Source organism: Streptomyces sp. NPDC050617 (genome assembly GCF_040654795.1).
Lineage (GTDB): Bacteria > Actinomycetota > Actinomycetes > Streptomycetales > Streptomycetaceae > Streptomyces.
Genome location: NZ_JBFAIS010000009.1, coordinates 190730 through 210001, shown reverse-complemented (window position 1 = coordinate 210001; position 19272 = coordinate 190730). Strand labels below are relative to the sequence as shown.

The window sequence follows — 19272 nt, the reverse complement described above, 5'->3', positions numbered from 1 at the left end:
CCCGGCATGTGAGACCAGGAGTCTCTGATTGCGGGACACCTTTGCCAGTGAACGGATATTCGTCCAGGATTCTCCGCATGTCGCATCGCCACGCCCCCGATGACGCCGGCTTCGAGCTGGCGCTGATCGGCGTGGCCGCGCATGCGATCGCCGACATTCTCTGTCGCTGAGACCGCCCCTCCGCGCTTTCTCGCGCGTTCCCCCGCGTCTCACCATCTGATTTCTGTGTGCCCGCCGGGGGCGGTCCAGTGCCCGGCCACCGCATACGGGCTCCTCCCTGCCGCCTTCCGTGGGTGCTTCATGCCGCCACCTTCCGAAAGGCGCCCTCAGTCATGCGTCAACTGCCCCTCATATCGCACCGCGCGGCCGCCGCCGCGGTCGTCGTCGCCCTGGTCGGGGGCGTGGCGGCCTGCGGACCGAAGGAGGCCGGCGACGCCAAGAGCGGCGGCGCGGCCGGAGCGCCGAAGCAGGGCGGCACGCTCACCGTCCTCAACCGCGAGCCGCAGAAGGACTTCGACCCGGCCCGCCTCTACACCTCCGGCGGCGGCAACATCCCCTCCCTCGTCTTCCGCACCCTCACCACCCGCAACCGGGCGGACGGCGCCGCCGGCACCAAGGTCGTCCCCGACCTCGCCACGGACCTGGGCACGCCCAGCGAGGACGCCAAGGTCTGGACGTACAAGCTCAAGGACGGACTCGCGTACGAGGACGGGTCGCCGATCACCAGCGCCGACGTCAAGTACGGCATCGAGCGCTCCTTCGCCGGCGAACTCTCCGGCGGAGCGCCGTACTTGAGGGACTGGCTGGTCGGCGGCGAGCACTACCAGGGGCCCTACAAGGACAAGGGCGGCGAGGGGCTGAAGTCCATCGAGACGCCGGACGCGAAGACCCTCGTCTTCCACCTCAAGAAGCCCGAGGGCGACTTCCCCTACCTCGCCACGCAGACGCAGTTCGCGCCGGTGCCCAAGGCCAAGGACACCGGCACCAAGTACGAGGAGCACCCCGTCTCCTCCGGCCCGTACAAGGTCGTCAGCAACACCGGCGACGGCGAGCGGATGCTGCTGGAGCGCAACCCCCACTGGTCCGCGAAGACCGACGGCCAGCGGCACGCCTACCCCGACCGGATCGACGTGAAGTCGGGCCTGGACCCCGCCGTCATCAACCAGCGGCTGTCCACCGGCTCCGGCCCGGACGCCGCCGCCATCACCACCGACACCAACCTCGGCCCGGCCGAACTCGCCCAGGTCAGCGGCGACAAGCAGCTCGCGGACCGGGTCGGCACCGGCCACTTCGGCTACACCGACTACCTCGCCTTCAACCCGCGGACCAAGCCGTTCGACGACCCGAAGGTGCGCCAGGCCATCTCGTACGCGGTCAACCGCACCAGCGTCGTCAACGCCGCGGGCGGCTCCTCGCTCGCCGAGCCCGCGACCACCTTCCTGCCGAACCAGAAGGCCCTCGGCTATACCCCCTACGACCACTTCCCGGCCGGGAAGACCGGCGACCCCGACAAGGCGCGCGAGCTGCTGAAGGAGGCCGGCTACGGGCAGGGCGCCCCCAAGGGGCCGCTGAGCATCACCCTCACCCACTCCACCGCCCAGAACTTCGAGACCAGCCCCGAGATCGCCACCGCCCTCCAGGCCGGGTTCAAGAAGGCCGGGATCGCCGTCAAGCTCCAGGGCCTGGAGGACAACGACTACAACCAGCAGGTCCACTCGACCAAGACGCAGCCCGGCCTGTTCCTCGGCCACTGGGGCGCTGACTGGCCCTCCGGCGGCCCGTTCCTCGCGCCGATCTTCGACGGCCGGCAGATCGTGGAGGACGGCGCCAACTTCAACTCGGCGCGCCTCGACGATTCCGGGATCAACGACGAGATCGACGAGATCAACAAGATCACCGACCACGACGCCGCCGCGAAGCGCTGGGGCGCCCTCGACAAGAAGATCGGCGAACAGGCCCTGACCGTCCCGCTGTTCCACCCCGTCTACAAGCGGCTCTACGGCAAGGACGCCAAGAACATCGTGATCAGCGACTGGACCGGCGTCCTCGACATCTCCCAGGTCGCCGTCAAGTGAGCGCCGGAACCCTAAAAGCGCGGCCCGCGCCGCCCGCCGCCCAGGCCCCGCCCTCCGGCGCCCGCCAGGTCTGGCGGCGGCTGCGGGCGCGGAAGTCCGCGCTCATCGCCGCCGCAGTCCTCGCCCTGCTGGTCGTCCTCGCGCTCGCCGCCCCGCTGCTCGGCGCCCTGGAGGGCCAGGACGTCAACGCCTACCACGACCACCTCGTCGACTCCGCGCGCGGCGGGGTGCCCATCGGCCCGTACGGCGGGATCAGCGGCGACCACTGGCTGGGCGTCGAACCGGGCACCGGCCGCGACCTGTTCGTACGGCTCCTCTACGGCGCCCGCGTCTCGCTCGCCGTCGCCGCCGGAGCCACCCTCGTCCAGGTCTTCATCGGCGTCGCGGTCGGGCTGGCCGCCGGGCTCGGCAACCGGCTCGTCGACAGCGTCCTCAGCCACTTCAGCGACGTGATGGTGGCGCTGCCCATGCTCGTCTTCGCCATCGGCGTCACCGCCGTCGTGCCGTCCTCCTTCCCGCGCCCGGTGCTCCTCGTCATCGTCATCGGCCTGCTGGCCTGGGGCGGCACCGCGCGGATCGTACGGGCCCAGACCCTCACCCTCAAGAAGCTCGACTACGTCGCCGCGGCCCGGCTCGGCGGCGCCTCGCGGCTGCGCGTCGCCCGCCGCGAACTGCTGCCCGCGCTCGCCGCGCCCGTCATCACCTACGCCGCGATCCTGCTGCCCACCAACATCGTCACCGAGGCCGGAATGTCCTTCCTGGGCGTCGGCGTCACGCCACCCACCCCCTCCTGGGGGCAGATGCTGTCCACCGCGACCACCTGGTTCCGCGCCGACCCCATGTACGTACTCCTCCCGGCGCTCCTCCTGTTCGCCACCGTTCTCGCCTTCACGGTCCTCGGCGACGGGCTGCGCACGGCCCTCGACCCGCGCGCCGCGTCCCGGCTGCGGGTCGGCCGTACGGGGCGCGCGGCCCGGCGGAAGAAGGGGGAGCCCGCATGAGGGGCTACCTGCTGCGCAGGGCCATCGGCGCGGTCATCGTGCTCTTCGCCCTCTCGCTCGTCGTCTACGCGCTCTTCTACGTCGCCCCCGGCGACCCCGCCCGGCTCGCCTGCGGGCCGCGCTGCAACCCCGAGCAGATCCGCCAGGTCCGCGAGCAACTGGCCCTCGGCGACCCCGTGTACGTGCAGTACTGGCACTTCCTGCAAGGGCTCGTCGCCGGCCACGACTACTCCACCGGCACGGGCGTACTGCACTGCGACGCCCCCTGCTTCGGCCTCTCCTACCAGAACGACCAGCAGGTCACCGACCTCATCGCGCAACGGCTGCCCGTCACGGCCTCGCTCGCGCTGGGCGCCATGGTGCTGTGGCTGCTGCTCGGCGTCGGCAGCGGACTGCTCTCCGCGCTGCGCCGCGGCGGCGCGACCGAGCGGGTACTGACCTGGCTGACCCTGGCCGGCACCGCCACGCCCGTCTTCATCATCGGGCTGCTGCTGCTCATGCTCTTCTGCGCGTACCTGGGCTGGCTGCCCTTCCCCTCCTACGTGGCGCTGACCGAGGACCCCGAACAGTGGGCGTGGAACCTGCTGCTGCCCTGGACGGCGCTCGCCCTCATCGAGTCCGCGAAGTACGCGCGCCTCACGCGCAGTTCGATGCTGGAGACGCTCGCCGAGGACCACATCCGTACGTTCCGGGCGTACGGGGTCGCCGAGCGGTCCATCGTCGGCAAGCACGCGCTGCGCGGCGCGCTGCCGCCGGTCATCGCGCTCACCGCGCTCGACCTCGGCTCGATGTTCGGCAACGCGGTCCTGACCGAGACGCTCTTCGGGCTGCCGGGGCTCGGACAGCTGCTCGTGCACGCCACCCGGACCATCGACCTGCCGGTCGTGGTGGGCGTCGTGCTGGTCACGGGCGCGGCCGTCGTCGTCGCCAACATCGTGGCGGACATGTTGTACGCCGTCGCCGACCGAAGGGTGGTCCTCTCATGAGCCCTCGTCCGAGTCCGCCGAGTCCTTTGGGGCCCCGCGACATCCCCGATCCGCTGGTGGAGGTCGCGGACCTCTCCGTCACGTTCCCCGTGGGCCAGGGCGCCGCCGTACGGGCCGTGGACGGGCTCTCCTTCACCATGCCGCCGGGCGGCGCCCTCGGCATCGTCGGCGAGTCCGGGTCCGGCAAGAGCACCGTCGCGTACGGGCTGCTCGGCCTGCACCGGGGCACCGGCGCCGAGGTCACGGGCGCGGTACGGGTCGCCGGCCGGGACGTGCTCGCCGCCGGGGACGCCGAACTGCGCGCCCTGCGCGGCCCGGTGGCGGCCATGGTCTTCCAGGACCCGCTCTCCTCCCTCGACCCGTACGCGGCGATCGGCGACCAGATCGCCGAGGTGTACCGCGTGCACCGGCGCGACGCGTCGCGGCGGGCCGCGCGGGCGCGCGCCGTCGAGGTGCTCGACCGCGTCGGCATCCCGGACGCCGCGCGCCGCGCCCGCGCCCGCCCGCACGAGTTCAGCGGCGGCATGCGCCAGCGCGCGCTGATCGCCATGGCGCTGGCCTGCGAACCCCGCCTCCTCGTCGCCGACGAGCCGACGACGGCCCTGGACGTGACCGTGCAGGCGCAGATCCTCGGGCTGCTGCGGGAGCTGCGCGCGGAGACGGGCATGGGGCTGCTCCTGGTCACGCACGACCTGGGAGTGGCGGCCGGCAACGTCGACGAACTGCTCGTCATGAAGGAGGGGCGCGGGGTCGAGCACGGCCCGGCGCGGGCGGTGCTGGACGGGCCGCGCGAGGAGTACACGCGGGCGCTGCTGGCGGCGGTGCCGCGGATCGACGTACGGCGGGCGGTCGCTTCCGGGCCGGCGCCCGCCGGCGAACCGCTGCTCGAAGCCGTCGGCCTGCGCCGGGAGTTCGGGCGCGGCAAGCGCGCCGTCACCGCCGTGGACGAGGTGTCGCTGACCATCCGGCCGGGGGAGACCGTCGGCGTCGTCGGGGAGTCCGGCAGCGGCAAGACGACGCTGGGGCGGATGCTCGTACGGCTGCTGGAGCCGTCCGGCGGTGCGCTGCGGTACCGAGGGCAGGACATCGGTGGTGTGCGCGAGCGCGAGCTGCGCGGGTTCCGCGGCGAGGCGCAGATGGTCTTCCAGGACCCCGTCTCCTCGCTCAACCCCCGGCGCGGCATCGGCGAGTCGATCGCGGACCCGCTGCGCACGGCGGGGGAGCTGACGGGCGAGGAGATCGTCGAGCGGGTACGGAAGCTGCTGAGCAGGGTCGGCCTCGACCCGGACGCGTACCACCGCTATCCGCACGAGTTCAGCGGCGGCCAGCGGCAGCGCGTCGGCATCGCGCGGGCGCTCGCGCCCGAGCCGAAGCTGATCGTCTGCGACGAGCCCGTCTCCGCGCTCGACGTCACCACGCAGGCGCAGGTGGTCGAGTTGCTGGGCGACGTGCAGCGGGAGTCGGGGATCGCGCTCGTCTTCATCGCGCACGACCTCGCCGTCGTACGCCAGGTGAGTGACCGTGTCGTCGTGATGCGGGACGGCCGGATCGTCGAGGAGGGTCCGGCGGACACCGTCTACGACGATCCGCGGCACCCGTATACGCGGGGCCTGCTGGCCGCCGCGCCGTCCCTCGCACCGGTCGAGGCCGCCGCGTAGCGCGCGCCAACGCGTCACCGCCGGGAAAGTTACGCCTGTTCACCCCTTCCGGTGGCGCGATGGACAACCGTCCATCGCGCCACCCGCGGCCCCGCATAGCGTGCACTCGCTGCTGTTCGGCAGCTGCCCACAGGGGAGGACGGGGGTGCGCTCGTGCGCGTTGGACTGCTTACGGAGGGTGGGTGCCCGTACCCGGGTGGTGAGGTCCGGGGATGGTGCGACCGGCTCGTGCGCGGGCTCGCGCGGCACGACTTCGAGGTGTTCGAGGTCTCCGGGGCCTCCGGGCTTTCTGAAGTCTGCGAGGTCTCTGGGGTCTCCGGGGCCTGCGAGGTCTCCGAGGTCTGTGGCGGTGCCGGACTGTGGGCGGCCGACGGGCGGCGCGGCCGTGTGACCCGGGTCCGTACGGCGCGTCTGGGGGGCGGGCCGCAGACCGTGCCGGGCGCTTCCCAGTCGTACGGACGGCGCGAACGGCGCCGGTTCGCGGAGCACTTCGGGGACCTCGCGGCCGCCGTCGGCACCGCTTCCGCGGGCCGCGGGGCACCCGGCGACGCCGCCGGGAAGCCCGCTGATACCGCCGGCTCCGGCTACGGCTTCGGCTCGGGTTATGGCTCCGGCTCCCGCGATCAGCGGGGTTCGCGCGGCCCCGGCGGCCCTGGGGGCTCCGCGTGGCTGACGGACCGTTTCGCCAGCGGTCTCTACGGCCTCGCCGAACTCGCCCGCGACGCGGGCGGGCTGCCCCGCGCCCTCCGCTCGGAGCACGCCGTACGGCTCCTCGAAGCCGCCTGCCGCGCCTCGGGGGCGGCAGGCCCCGCGCGCGGCGTGCGCGTCGGCGATCTGCTCACCACCGCGGCGCTGCTGGAGCGCGCCCTGCGCCCCCTCTCGCTCGACTGGTACGGGGGGCCCGGCGGCGACGGCGGGCGCTCCGGCGACCGGGGGCTCGCCGGGGTCGACCTGTGCCACGCCACGGCGGGCGGGCCCGCCGCCATCCCCGGACTGCTGGCCAAACGCTTCTTCGGTACGCCGCTGCTCGTCACCGAGTACGACGTGCGGCTGCGCGCCCACCACCTCGGCCACGCGTACGCGCCCGGCGGCCCATCGACCGCCCTGCGGTCCCTGCTCGCCGCCTTCCACGGGCTGCTGGCCGCCGAGGTATACGACGCCGCCGCGCTCGTCACCGCGGGCGACGCGCACGCCCGGAGCTGGCAGGAGCGCTGCGGCGCGGACCGCGCCCGCGTGCGGATCGTCCACCCCGGCCTGGACGCGCGCCCCTTCGCCGACGCGGGGGAGGGCGGATGCGCGGAAGCGGGGGAGGGCGACGCGGACGACGACGGCCGGACCCTCGTGTGGTCCGGCCGGATCGGCCCCGCCAAGGACCTCGTCGGCCTCCTGCACGCCTTCGCGCTGATCCGCGCCTCCGAGCCAGGCGCCCGCCTGCGCGTCGTCGGGGCCCCGGCGCCGGGGCGGGAGGCGGCGGCCTATCTGGAGCGCTGCCGGGCGCTCGCCGCCGAGCTGTTCCCGGACGAGGGCGCGGTCTCCTTCGAGGAGCCGAGCGGCTCGGGGGACGGGGGCTCCGCTGAGGCGTACGCGTCGGGCAGCGTCGTCGTGCTGTCGAGCGTCGCGGAGGGCTTTCCGTTCCCGCTCGCCGAGGCGATGTTCCGCGGCCGGGCCACGGTCTCCACGGACGTCGGCGCGGTCCGCGAAGTCATCGGCGGTACGGGCCTGGTGGTCCCGCCGCGCAACCCGCACGCCCTCGCCGCGGCCTGTGTGGAGCTGCTGCGCGCCCCTGAGCGCCGTGCGCGCCTGGGCGCGGCGGCGCGTGCCCGCGCCGTGGAGCTCTTCACCGCCGAGCGGAACACCGCGGCGTTCCACGGCATCTACCTGGAGCTCGTCGCCCACTGCCCGGTGCGCGGCGCGTCCGTGGACACCGACGGCCAGCCCCTCCCGTTCGCCCGCCCGGCCGAGTCCCACGTTCCGGGTCACTGGTCGGCGTCGTCCCCGGCCTCCGGGCGCACCGCCCGCTTCCGGCAGTGGCTGCCGGGCGCCGGCACGGCGGCCCGGGGGCGGCAGGCGGCGCCGGACGAGCCCGCGGCGACCCGGGTTCCGGGCTGGGCTCGGGGCGGGGGAGAGGCCGGGTGCGAGGGGGAGCCGGTGGGCGCACCGGCCCGGCGAGTTGAGGAGGACGCGTGAAGCGGTCCCGTGTGACGACGCCGGACGATACGGCCGTCGAGCCCGTGCCCGAGCCCGTGCCCGTAACCGCGGGGCCGGGCGTCCCGGAGCGGTCGGGGCGGCCGAGGCCGGAGGACCGGCCGCAGCCGTCGGACCCGATCCGCGAAGCTCCGCGCGGGCCCGCCGATCCGGTCAGGGCGCTGATGCACCAGTACCATGAACTGTGCGCGCGGGCCGTCGATCCCCTGGAGATCGCCGCCGGTCTGGAGGCGAGGGGAGCCACCGACCGGACCGCCGCCAACTGCCGTCACCGCGACATCTTCGCCCTCGCCGAGGAGCTGTACGCGCGCGTGCCGCGCGATGACGCCCCTGAAGACGCAACCGTCGCCCCGGACCGCTCCCTCGGCGCGCGCTCGCGGCGCGCCGCGCTGCATCTGCTGCCGGGGGCCGCGTGCGCGGCGACCGTGGCGGCGCTGTCGTACGCGGGGGGCGCGGCCCCCGCGGTACGTATCGGCGTAGGCGCGTGCGGGGCCGCCGCCGCGGCGGTGGCGCTCCGGTTCTGCCTGGGCTGGCCGGGCAAGGGCGGCGGGCTCTCGGGCGCGCTGTCGGTCGGCTGGCTGATCGGGTACGCGCTCTTCGGCGACTGGCTGCTCGCCGAGGTCGTCAGCGGCGGCCCGGACGCCCTCCCCACGGCCGAGCCGCCCGAGTACGACGGCGCGCCCACCGCCCTGGCCCTGGCCTTCGCGGTGCCGCCGGCCGCGTGGTGCGCCCGCTGGTTCGCCGTACGGTCCGGCCGGGCGCTCATGGGCAGCCGGGGCCTCGCGGAGTTCGCCGGCCGCGTCCGGCCGGTGCTGCCGGCGGCTGTCGCGCTGTTCCTGTGCTGCGTCCTCGCGCTCGTACCGGCGGCCCGTCTCGCGCTGGGCGAGCGGCCGTACGCCGCGCCGGGCGCCGTGGCCGCCGCCGCGTCGCTGGCCGTACTCCTTTTCATCGCCCGGCTGCTCGCGGCGCACGGCTTCACCACCGCCGCGGTTGCCGGCACGGCGGCGGCCTGCTGCGCCGAGGGCGTCGCCGTGTGCGCCGTGCTCATCGCCCGCCTGCCCGGCTGCGACGCGGTCGCCCGCCCCGTCACGGCGCTGGTCGCCGCCCACGGCCCGACCGCCGTCCCCACCCTCGCCTGCGCCTTCGCCGCCCTGACCCTCCTGGCTTACTGCCTCCCCGCCCTCACCCGAGCCACCGCCCACACCACCCCCCGAACGGGGCAGAGGTGACGGGCGGGACCACGGCGGGCGGGGCCCGCGCGGGGTACGGGCGTGGGGGCGCGCGGAGGGCGGGTGCGGGGGCCCGTACGCCGGGCGGGCGTCGGCCTTCGCGCCCGGCGCGAGCGGACGTCCGTACGCCCTGTGCGCTCGGGGGTTGTGAGCCCGGCGGAGCCGTCCCCGGCCCGGCGTCGGCCCGTACGCCGTCACCGCCCATGTCCATGCAGCGGCCCCGCCGCCATCGGCCCCCGGCCCGTCCCGCGGCCCCACGGGCCGCATCGGCGTCGGGTTCGATCGCCCGGCCGGGGTGGTCCCGGCCGGGTGCCCATCACCTTGAGGAGCGACGCACATGACCGTTCGACCCACCAGCAGAGGGGCGAAGAGGGCCCCGGAACCCTCGGGGCCGGCCGAGCGGGAGCGAGGGCGTGACCGATGAGGGCTCTGTTGCTCGGCGCCAACGGCTACCTCGGCCGGTATGTGGCCGACCGGCTGCTCGCCGATCCCGCCGTCCAGCTCACGGCGCTCGGCCGCGCCGACGACGCCGACGTCCGGTTCGACCTGTCCACCGGCAGCCCCGGCGCGCTGACCAGGTTCCTGGACGCCGTGCACCCCGGCGTAGTGATCAACTGCGCCGGTACGACGCGCGGCGGCGCGCGCGAGCTGACCCGGCACAACACCGTCTCCGTCGCCACGGTCTGCGAGTCGCTGCGCCGCAGCGGCTGCGGGGCGCGCCTGGTGCAGATCGGGTGCTCGGCGGAGTACGGGCCCTCGCAGCCGGGCTCCTCGACGGCCGAGGACGCGGTGCCGCGCCCCGGCGGCCCGTACGGCGTGAGCAAGCTCGGCGGCACGGAGCTGGTGCTCGGCTCGGACCTCGACGCCGTGGTGCTGCGGGTGTTCTCGCCCGTCGGTCCCGGCACCCCGGCCGGTTCGCCGCTGGGGCGGCTCGCGGAGGCGATGCGGCGCGCGATGCAGAGCGGCGAGACCGAGCTGAAGCTCAGCGGCCTCGGGGTGCAGCGGGACTTCGTGGACGTACGGGACGTGGCCCGCGCCGTGCACGCGGCGTCCCTGTCGGCGGCGCAGGGCGTCGTCAACATCGGTACCGGCCGCGCGGTGCGGCTGCGCGACGCGGCGGCCGTCCTCGCCCGCGTCGCGGGCTTCACGGGGACGCTGCACGAGATGGACGTGCCGAACCCGCGCGGCGGCCCCGGCGACCGCGAGCACCCGGTCAACGCGCCCGCCTACCCCTATCCGGACGGCTGCGGCAGCTGGCAGCAGGCGGACGTGCGCACCGCCCGCGACCGGCTCGGGTGGCGGCCGCGGATCGCCCTGGAGGAGTCCCTGGCGGACATCTGGATGGAGGCGGCATGTCGTATCTGATGCCCCGTGGGTTCGCCGCACGGGTGCAGCGGGCGGGCGCGACCACCAGGGCGGCGCCGCAACGGCCCGCGGTGGAGGGCCCGAAGCGGCTGGGGATCGGCGTGCCCGGCTTCGCCCACCCGATGGTCGCGCCCGTGGAGTGGGGCGAACTGCTCTGCCCCGGCGCGCCCTTGGACTGGTCCGTGCTCAACGTCGCCCAGGGGCCGGGCGCCCGCCCGGACCCGTACTGCCTGGCCGTCGCCGGGCGGCTGCGCGACGCCGGGGTGCGCGTCCTGGGCCATCTGGACGTGCGCGCGGGCGCGCGTCCCTTCGGCGAACTCGTCTCGGACGCGCACCGCTTCCTGGACTGGTACAAGGTCGACGGCTTCTATCTGGACCGCTGCCCCACGGAGCGCTCCGGCCTGCCCGAGGTGCGCCGCACGGCGGACACCCTGCGCGCGCTGCTGGACCGCTCGTACGTCGTCCTCGCGCACGGGGCGCAGCCGTTCCCCGGATATGTGGAGAGCGGTGACCAGTTGGTCACCTTCGAAGGGACGTGGTCCGACTACCGGTGGTCCCAGGTCGCCGAGTGGACCGCGGACTACCCGCCCGAGCGGTTCTGCCACCTCGTGCACGGCGTGCCGCGCCCGCATCTGGAGGAGGCCCTGCGCATCGCCCGCTGGCAGGGCGCGGGAACGGTCTACTTCACGGACCGTTCGCCGCGCCCGGGAGCGGCGGGCGCGGCGGGCGGGGACGGCGCCTGGGAGGCGATGCCCGGCTACTGGGACGAGATCGTCTCGCGCATCGGACCTGGTGTCTCGGAATGAGGAGGGGCGTGGCAGTGTTACGGGGAGAAGTGCCCCGCGTGAGCGGGGCCGGTCCCGTCCACCGACCAACGGAGTCCCCGTGTCGCTGCCACCCCTGGTCGAGCCGGCTGCCGAGCTCACCGTCGATGAGGTCCGCAGGTACTCGCGCCATCTGATCATCCCGGACGTCGGGATGGACGGGCAGAAGCGGCTGAAGAACGCCAAGGTGCTCTGTGTGGGCGCGGGCGGCCTCGGCTCGCCCGCCCTGATGTACCTCGCCGCGGCCGGCGTCGGCACCCTGGGCATCGTGGAGTTCGACGAGGTCGACGAGTCGAACCTGCAGCGCCAGATCATCCACAGCCAGGCCGACATCGGCCGCCCCAAGGCCGAGTCCGCCCGCGACTCGGTCAAGGGCATCAACCCGTACGTGAACGTCGTTCTCCACCAGGAGCGCCTTGAGGCGGAGAACGTCATGGAGATCTTCTCCCAGTACGACCTGATCGTGGACGGCACCGACAACTTCGCCACCCGCTATCTCGTCAACGACGCCTGCGTGCTGCTGAACAAGCCGTACGTCTGGGGCTCGATCTACCGCTTCGACGGCCAGGCGTCGGTCTTCTGGTCCGAGCACGGCCCCTGCTACCGCTGCCTCTACCCGGAGCCCCCGCCCCCCGGCATGGTCCCCTCCTGCGCCGAGGGCGGCGTGCTGGGCGTGCTCTGCGCCTCCATCGGCTCGATCCAGGTCAACGAGGCCATCAAGCTGCTCGCCGGCATCGGCGAACCGCTGGTCGGCCGACTGATGATCTACGACGCGCTGGAGATGACCTACCGCCAGGTCAAGGTCCGCAAGGACCCCGACTGCGCGGTCTGCGGCGAGAACGCCACCGTCACCGAGCTGATCGACTACGAGGCGTTCTGCGGCGTCGTGAGCGAGGAGGCCCAGGAGGCCGCGGCCGGCTCGACGATCACGCCCAAGCAGCTCAAGGAGTGGCTGGACGAGGGCGAGAACGTCGAGGTCATCGACGTCCGCGAGCCGAACGAGTACGAGATCGTCTCGATCCCCGGCGCCAAGCTGATCCCCAAGAACGAGTTCCTGATGGGCACCGCCCTCCAGGACCTCCCGCAGGACAAGAAGATCGTCTTGCATTGCAAGACGGGTGTCCGCTCCGCGGAAGTCCTCGCGGTCCTGAAGTCCGCGGGCTTTTCGGACGCCGTCCACGTGGGCGGCGGCGTGATCGGCTGGGTCAACCAGATCGAGCCGGAGAAGCCGGTCTACTGACCCGCCTCGACCCGCACGCACGGCCCATGGGGTCCGCCCGCCCGCCCGTCGAAGGCGAGCGGGCCCCGCCGCTGTGTGCGCCGCGCTGCCGCCGAGGCCCCTACGAGCAGGTCTTGCCGTTCTCGGGGACCTTGGAGTCGAGCAGGTAGCCGTTGACCGTCCGCGTCATGCAGCCGTTGCCGCTGTTGTACGCGCCGTGGCCCTCGCCCTTGTACGTGACCTCGACGCCCACGCCCTCGCCCAGCTCGCGGGCCATCCGCCGCGCGCCCTCGTACGGGGTCGCCGGGTCGCCCGTGTTGCCGACGACGACGATCGGGGCCGCGCCCGCCGCCCGTACGTCCGGGACCTTCCAGCGGCCCTCGACGGGCCAGCCGGCGCAGCTCAGCAGCGACCACGCGGAGGACTCGCCGAAGACCGACGACGCCTTGCGGAACTTCGCCAGCCACGCCTGCACGTCGTTGCCGTCATAGCGCTGCTGGGCGTCGGCGCAGGTGATCGCCCGGTTCGCGGCCTGGAGGTTGCTGTAGTGGCCGTTCTGGTCGCGCCCGGACAGCGAGTCGGAGAGCAGCTGGAGGTAGTTGCCGCTGCCCAGGGTCGTGGCCTCCTGGAGCCCGCGGGTGAGGTACTGCCAGGTCTCCTTGGAGTACAGCGCGGACGCGATCCCGTTGACGGCCTGGTCCTGGGTCAGCTTGCGGCCGTCGCGGGTGGGCAGCGGCTCGGAGTCGAGCTTCTTCAGCAGCGCGGTGATCCGCCGGGTGCCCTCCTGGGGGCCGCCGTTGCCGGTCGGGCAGCCGGTGGTGTTCTCCGCGCAGTCCCGCATGTAGTCCTCGAGCGCGCGCTGGAACCCCTTGGCCTGGTTGAGGTCGCCCTGGAGCGGGTCCTGGGTGGGGTCGACGACGGCGTCGAGCACCGCGTGGCCGACCCGCTTGGGGAACAAGTGGGCGTAGACGGCGCCCAGTTCCGTGCCGTACGAGATGCCGAAGTAGTGCAGCTTGTCGTCGCCCAGGGCCTGGCGCATGACGTCCAGGTCGCGGGCCGCGCTCGTGGTGTCCACGTGCCCGAGCAGCTTCCCGGAGTTCTTCCGGCACGCGTCGACGTACGCCTTGTTGGCGGCCAGCGCCGCCTTCAGCTCGTCATCGTCGTCGGGCGTGGAGTCCACCTTGTCCGACTCGTCGATCTCCTTGTCGCTCAGGCACCTGACGCCCGAACTCGCGCCGACGCCGCGCGGGTCGAAGCTGACGAGGTCGTAGCGGGCGCGCAGGGCCTCGTAGTCGCGGGCGAAGCCGGGCAGCGTCGCGACCCCCGAGCCGCCGGGCCCGCCGAAGTTGAAGACGAGCGAACCGATGCGGTCGGCGCCGCCGCGGGCCTTCGCGCGGATCAGGGCGAGGTCGATGGTGTCCCCGGACGGCTTCGCGTAGTCCAGCGGCACCTTGAGCGTGGAGCACTCCCACCGGGTGCCGTCCCCGAGCGGCGCCGGGGCCTTGCCGCTGCCGCCCTGCGCGGTGGTGGGGGCCGAGCAGCCGTGCCAGCTCAGCTTCTGCGCTCCCGGGCCCGGGCCGCCGGTCGGGGCGGCCTCGGACGGGCTGCCGGGCTTCTTGTCCCCTGCGGCCTTGCTGTCGTCACCGCTGCTGCACGCTGTGGCCGCGAGGGCCACCGCGAGAGCCGTGGCCGCCAGCGTCCGGGCCCGGCGGCGCCGCTGCCGGTACGGGGTCCGGGGTCGGGTCCCTGTGGGGCTCCGCATGGTCTGTCAGTCTCCCGCCTGCCTGTCCGACAGGCTCGAAGTCTTCGGGTTTGCGAGCCTGTGACCGGAGGATGCCATATGGGCGGGCATGTGAGCCCGCCCTCTGCGCGAAGTGGCCGGTACCCGCGCCGGCCGCCCGTCGGCGCGAGCCGTCAACGCGAGCCGCCCGTGCCGGTGAGCGGGCAGCCCGCGGCGCGGGCTGCCGCCGCCACGAAGCGCGGGAAGACGGTGCTCGGATCGTCGAGCGAGGTGCCGGTGGCGCGCCCGCGGTGCATGGCGTAGACCGCCGGGCGGCCCGCGCAGTCGGCTCGTACGAGCGCGCCCGAGGCGTCCATACGCCCGTACGCGCGCCCGTACGGCAGCGGTATGCGCGACTCGGCGAGCCCGTCGAAGAGCGCGACGAGCCGCGGCCGGGCCACCATGGCGAACTGCGCGGCCGGCTCGCCGCGGCGGGACACCGCACAGGTCCGGAAATCGCCCCGGCCGCCGCCGGATATGGAGGCGAGCCCGCCGCGCGCCGTCTCCGCTCGCCCGAGCAGTCCGGGCAGCGAACACAGCCCGGAGGGGGAATGGGAGGGGGCTTCGGAGGGCGCGGGCGAGGCCGTGGGGGCGGCCATCCGCAGCGGTCGCCTCGGCGCGCAACCGGCCTTCCGCATGCCGTGGTTGGCCAGGTCCACGAGCAGCCGCCCGGTCCGCGCGAAGCCCCCGCCCGCCACGCCCGTCCGGCCCTCGCCCTGACGCGCGCCGCCCACCGTCACGACGGACGGGCGCCCGTCGACGTCGCACCGCTCGGGCAGCACGAGCGTGCCGGACCCGTCGCCGACGAACCCGGGCAGCGCGCCCGGAAGCGCGTCGCCGCCCCGCGCGAACAGGCCGTCCAGCCACGTGCGCCGGGCCTCCGCCGCCTTCGGCCCGGTGCCGTACCCCACCTGCACCCGCTGCTCCCGCGCGGCGGCCCCCGCGCCCCGCGTCCACGTGACGGTGCAACGGCCGCGCGGGGCCTCGGGGGTGGGCGCGGTCTCCTGGGACGCGCGGCGGCGGTCGCCGTGGTCGAAGAGCGACGCGCCGCCCTCGTCGGGCCACGCGCCCCAGCAGTGGGAGGCCCCGGCGAGCGGCCCGAACTGGGTCTGCCACAGCGCCGACAGCGCGGCGAGCAGCGCCACCACGGCCAAGGCGCCCACCATGACGCGCCCGCGCCCTCCGGCCCGTACCACCGCGCCCCCCGGCGCACCCCCGTCCGGCACCCCCGCCCCCTCCCGAATCCCTCAGCGGTGGACTGCTGTGCGGGCGATCGTAGCGGGGGGCACTGACAATCGGGGTGCGAACGGCCCCGGCGCGGGCGGGAGTCGGCGGCGCGGCGTCCCGATCGGCCCTACGAGCAGACCGTGCCGTTCTTCGGGACCGTGCCGTCCAGCAGATAGGCGTCCACCGTGCGCTTCACACACGCGTCGCCGCTGTTGTACGCGCCGTGGCCCTCGCCCTTGTAGGTGAGTTCGACGCCGACGCCCTCGCCCAGCCGCCGCGCCATCTTCCGCGCGCCCGCGTACGGCGTCGCGGGGTCCCCGGTGTTGCCGACCACCAGCATCGGGGCCGCGCCCCCGGCGCTCACGTCGGGGGTCTTCCACTCGCCGGGCACCGGCCAGCCGGTGCACTGGGTGAGGCTCCACGCCATGAAGTCCCCGAAGACGGGGGACGCCGCGCGGAACTCGCCGACCTTGCCCGCGATGTCCTCGGCCGTGTAGCGCTGCTTGAAGTCGGCGCAGGTCACGGCGTTGAGCGAGGACTGCAGTGAGCTGTACGCGCCGTCCTTGTCGCGGCCGTTCATGGAGTCGGCGAGGGCGAGCAGGATCTTGCCGTCGCCGTTCTCGGCGTCCTCCACGCCTTCGGTGAGGTAGTCCCAGAAGTCCTTCGAGTACAGCGACTGGGCGATACCGCCGCTGGCGAGCGACTCCGTGAGCGTACGGCCGTCCGCCGCGGGCGCCGGCCGCCGGTCGAGGCGGCCCAGCAACCGCTGGATCTGCTGCTCGGTGGGGCAGTTGTCGTGGCTCCCGGCGCACGCCCGCAGGTAGTTGCCGAGCGCGAGCTGGAACCCCTTCGCCTGGCCCAGGGCGCCCTGCACGGGGTCGTGCGTCGGGTCCACGACGCCGTCGAGGAGGGCGCGCCCCACCTTCTTCGGGAACAAGTGGGCGTAGACGCCGCCGAGTTCCGTCCCGTAGGAGATGCCGAAGTAGTGCAGCTTGTCGTCGCCGAGCGCCTCGCGCATCAGGTCCATGTCGCGCGCCGCGTTCGACGTCCCCACGTGCGCGAGGACCTTGCCGGAGTTCTTCTCGCAGGCGGCGGCGTACTTCTTGACGCGGTCCATGAGGGCGCGCCGCTCGCCCGCGTCGTCGGGGGTGGAGTCGGCCGCGTAGTAGGAGTCGAGCTCCTTGTCGCCGAGGCACTTGACGCCGTCGCTGCGGCCGACGCCGCGCGGGTCGAAGCTGACGAGGTCGTAGCGGGTGCGGAGGTTCCTGTAGTCCTCGGCGAAGGCGGGCAGGGTGGTGATGCCGGAGCCGCCGGGGCCGCCGAAGTTGAAGAGGAGCGAGCCGATCCGGTGGTCCGGGTCGGTGGCCTTCGCGCGGATCAGGGCGATGCCGATCGTGTCGCCCTTGGGATGGCCGTAATCGAGCGGGGCGTGCAGCGTGGCGCACTCCCAGGACTGGCCGGGCGCCCGGCCGGTGGAGGCGTCCTCGCTGTCGCTGGGGGCCGGGCAGGACTTCCAGTCCAGCTTCTGGCCGGCGCTGGTGTCGGCCCGCGAACTGTCCCCGCCGCCGCCGGAACATCCCCCGGCGGCGCCGGTCAGCAGCGCGGCGAGGAGCAGGGCCCCGGTCCGTACGGATCTCGACACGGCGGCTCTCCCGGAGGTCGGCGGCGCGTACGCGAAACGGGAACGTACGCGGACTGCCATCCTCCGGGCGGGCCGCCGCAGGGCGCGCGCCTTGCGGTCCGTACGGGTGAGAGACGCTCCTGGCCGCCCGCTCTACAGCGGTACGAACGTCACCTCCGTCGCCTTCACGCTCACCCACACCTCCGAGCCCTCCGCGAGCGCCAGCTCCGCCGCCGCCGACGGGGTGATCTCGGCGACGACCTCGGGCTCCCCGTCGATGAGGACCCGCAGCCGGCCGCCCTGCGCGGCGATCTCGCGGACCGTACCGGCCCAGACGTTGCGCGGGCTGCCCTCCGGGCGGGCCGTGTGCAGGGAGACGGCCTCGGGGCCGACGACGGCGAGTCCGGGCGTGTGCTCGGCGGGCAGCGGGTCGGCGGCGACGAGGTCCGCGCCGCCGGCCAGCCGCAGCGCTTCGCCCTTCGCCGTGCCGGGCCAGGCGTTGCGGCCGAGCATCCGGGCCACCCAGGGGGAGCGGGGGTGCCGGGTCAGTTCGGTCGGCGTCGCGTACTGGAGGGTCGCACCGTCCTCCAGGACGAGGATCCGGTCGGCTAGGGAGACCGCCTCCACGGGGTCGTGGGTGACGATCAGGCAGACGCCGGGGAAGTCCGCGAGGTGGGTGCGCAGGGTGTGCCGCACCCGCGCGCGCGTGGACTGGTCGAGCGCCGCCAGGGGCTCGTCGAGCAGGAGCAGCCGGGGGCGTGCGGCGAGGGCGCGCGCCAGCGCCACGCGCTGGGCCTGGCCGCCGCTGATGCCGCCGGGCTTGCGGAGGGCGAGGTGGCCGACGCCGAGCGCGTCCAGCCAGTGCTGCGCCTCCGCGTACGCCTCGGCCTTCGCCGTGCCCTGGGCGCGCAGCCCGTACGCGGTGTTGGCCAGGGCGGTCAGGTGCGGGAACAGCGCCCCGTCCTGCGGCACCCAGGCGATCCGGCGCTTGTGCGGCGGCTCGGCGGAGACCTCCGCGTCGCCGAGGGCCAGGGGCCGCGCGGTGGCGCGGTGGGTGAGGCCGAGCAGCGCCCGCAGCAGCGTCGTCTTCCCGGCGCCGTTGGGCCCGACGACGGCGATGGTGGTGCCCGCGGGCGCGTCGAGCGCGGCGTTGGTGGCGCCGGTGACGGTGGTGCGCAGGGGGGCGAGGGCGGGCTTGGGCAGGTCGGTCTTGCGGGCGGCCGGGGCGGCATCGTCGCGGCTGCTGCCGCCCTTCTCATCCGATGCACCGGATGTACCGGATGCGTCGGATGACGGCGTCGCCGCGGCCTTCGGCTCGGCCGGCCGGCCGGCCAGCCAGCGGCCGCGCAGCGCGAGGAGCACCACGGTCGCGATGACCAGCAGCAGGAGGGAGACCGCCGTCGCGCCCTCGGGGTCGTCCTGGAGCAGCAGATAGACCTGGAGGGGGAGCGTCTGCGTCGTACCGGGCAGGTTCCCGGCGAAGGTGATCGTCGCGCCGAACTCGCCGAGCGCCCGCGCCCAGCACAGCGCGGCCCCCGCGATGAGCCCCGGCGCGATCATCGGCAGCGTGATGGTGCGGAACACCCGCAGCGGGGCGGCGCCCAGGGACGTCGCCGTCTCCTCGTACCGGGGGTGCAGTCCGGCGAGGGACCCTTCGAGGCTGATGACCAGGAACGGCATGGAGACGAACGCGGAGGCGATCACCGCGCCCGTGGTGGAGAACGGCAGCGAGATGCCGAACCACGAGTCCAGCGCCGGGCCCAGCAGCCCGCGCCGCCCGTACCCCTGGAGGAGCGCGACGCCGGCGACCGTCGGCGGCAGCACCATCGGCAGCATCACCAGGCAGCGCACCAGGGCCTTGCCGGGGAACTCCACGCGGGCCAGCAGCCAGGCCAGCGGGATGCCGAGGACGAGCGCGAGCAGCAGCGCCCAGGCGGAGACGAGCAGCGAGAGGCCGAGCGCCTGGCTGACCTCGTGCGAGGAGAGCCGGGTGGTCAGCGTGGACCAGGGCGTACGGGCCAGCACCCCCGCGAGGGGGAGCAGCAGGAAGACCACCGCGAGCACGGCGGGGACGGAGAGGGT

Annotated in this window: 14 protein-coding genes; 10 read left to right on the top strand and 4 right to left on the bottom strand. The window is 74.4% G+C overall.

Annotated features, from left to right (window positions below; genetic code table 11):
• Positions 1-77: 77 nt before the first annotated feature.
• The 10 genes from AB0I49_RS15165 (at position 78) to moeZ (ending at position 12583) form a co-directional block, all read left to right on the top strand.
• Complete coding sequence (locus AB0I49_RS15165) at positions 78-170, top strand: Ms4533A family Cys-rich leader peptide (RefSeq protein WP_342668325.1); 93 nt, start codon at positions 78-80, stop codon at positions 168-170.
• Between the two features lie 162 nt (positions 171-332).
• On the top strand, positions 333-2075 hold the full coding sequence (locus AB0I49_RS15160) for an ABC transporter substrate-binding protein (protein WP_363227389.1): 1743 nt from the start codon (positions 333-335) through the stop codon (positions 2073-2075).
• Positions 2072-3076: an ABC transporter permease gene (locus AB0I49_RS15155; protein WP_363227388.1), complete on the top strand. Its 1005-nt coding sequence runs from the start codon at positions 2072-2074 to the stop codon at positions 3074-3076. Before AB0I49_RS15160 ends, AB0I49_RS15155 begins: the two co-directional genes overlap by 4 nt.
• The gene (locus AB0I49_RS15150; protein ID WP_363227387.1) at positions 3073-4062 is read left to right on the top strand and encodes an ABC transporter permease; all 990 of its coding nucleotides are present in this window, start codon (positions 3073-3075) and stop codon (positions 4060-4062) included. The genes AB0I49_RS15155 and AB0I49_RS15150 overlap by 4 nt, the downstream gene beginning before the upstream one ends.
• On the top strand, positions 4059-5720 hold the full coding sequence (locus AB0I49_RS15145; protein WP_363227386.1) for an ABC transporter ATP-binding protein: 1662 nt from the start codon (positions 4059-4061) through the stop codon (positions 5718-5720). Before AB0I49_RS15150 ends, AB0I49_RS15145 begins: the two co-directional genes overlap by 4 nt.
• Positions 5721-5873: 153 nt before the next feature.
• A complete protein-coding gene (locus AB0I49_RS15140) occupies positions 5874-7907 on the top strand; it encodes a glycosyltransferase (RefSeq protein WP_363227385.1) in 2034 nt (677 codons plus the stop codon).
• Positions 7904-9154 (top strand): hypothetical protein, encoded by a 1251-nt coding sequence (locus AB0I49_RS15135; protein ID WP_363227384.1) that lies wholly within the window; start codon positions 7904-7906, stop codon positions 9152-9154. Before AB0I49_RS15140 ends, AB0I49_RS15135 begins: the two co-directional genes overlap by 4 nt.
• 420 nt (positions 9155-9574) lie before the next feature.
• A complete protein-coding gene (locus AB0I49_RS15130; RefSeq protein WP_363227383.1) occupies positions 9575-10519 on the top strand; it encodes an NAD-dependent epimerase/dehydratase in 945 nt (314 codons plus the stop codon).
• Positions 10507-11325, top strand: a complete 819-nt coding sequence (locus AB0I49_RS15125) for a spherulation-specific family 4 protein (RefSeq protein WP_363227382.1) — start codon at positions 10507-10509, stop codon at positions 11323-11325. The genes AB0I49_RS15130 and AB0I49_RS15125 overlap by 13 nt, the downstream gene beginning before the upstream one ends.
• Positions 11326-11404: 79 nt before the next feature.
• Entirely contained in the window at positions 11405-12583 is a 1179-nt protein-coding gene (gene moeZ, locus AB0I49_RS15120) for an adenylyltransferase/sulfurtransferase MoeZ (RefSeq protein WP_363227380.1), read from the top strand.
• A gap of 100 nt (positions 12584-12683) precedes the next feature.
• On the opposite strand, the gene AB0I49_RS15115 is transcribed toward moeZ, so the two are convergent.
• The 4 genes from AB0I49_RS15115 to AB0I49_RS15100 form a co-directional block, all read right to left on the bottom strand.
• Positions 12684-14324, bottom strand: a complete 1641-nt coding sequence (locus AB0I49_RS15115; protein ID WP_363227379.1) for an alpha/beta hydrolase — start codon at positions 14322-14324, stop codon at positions 12684-12686.
• 152 nt (positions 14325-14476) lie between these two features.
• Complete coding sequence (locus AB0I49_RS15110) at positions 14477-15508, bottom strand: hypothetical protein (protein ID WP_363227378.1); 1032 nt, start codon at positions 15506-15508, stop codon at positions 14477-14479.
• A 188-nt stretch (positions 15509-15696) separates the two neighbouring features.
• Complete coding sequence (locus AB0I49_RS15105) at positions 15697-17211, bottom strand: alpha/beta hydrolase (protein ID WP_363227377.1); 1515 nt, start codon at positions 17209-17211, stop codon at positions 15697-15699.
• A gap of 132 nt (positions 17212-17343) precedes the next feature.
• The gene (locus AB0I49_RS15100) at positions 17344-19254 is read right to left on the bottom strand and encodes an ABC transporter permease (protein WP_363227475.1); all 1911 of its coding nucleotides are present in this window, start codon (positions 19252-19254) and stop codon (positions 17344-17346) included.
• Between the last annotated feature and the right edge of the window lie 18 nt (positions 19255-19272).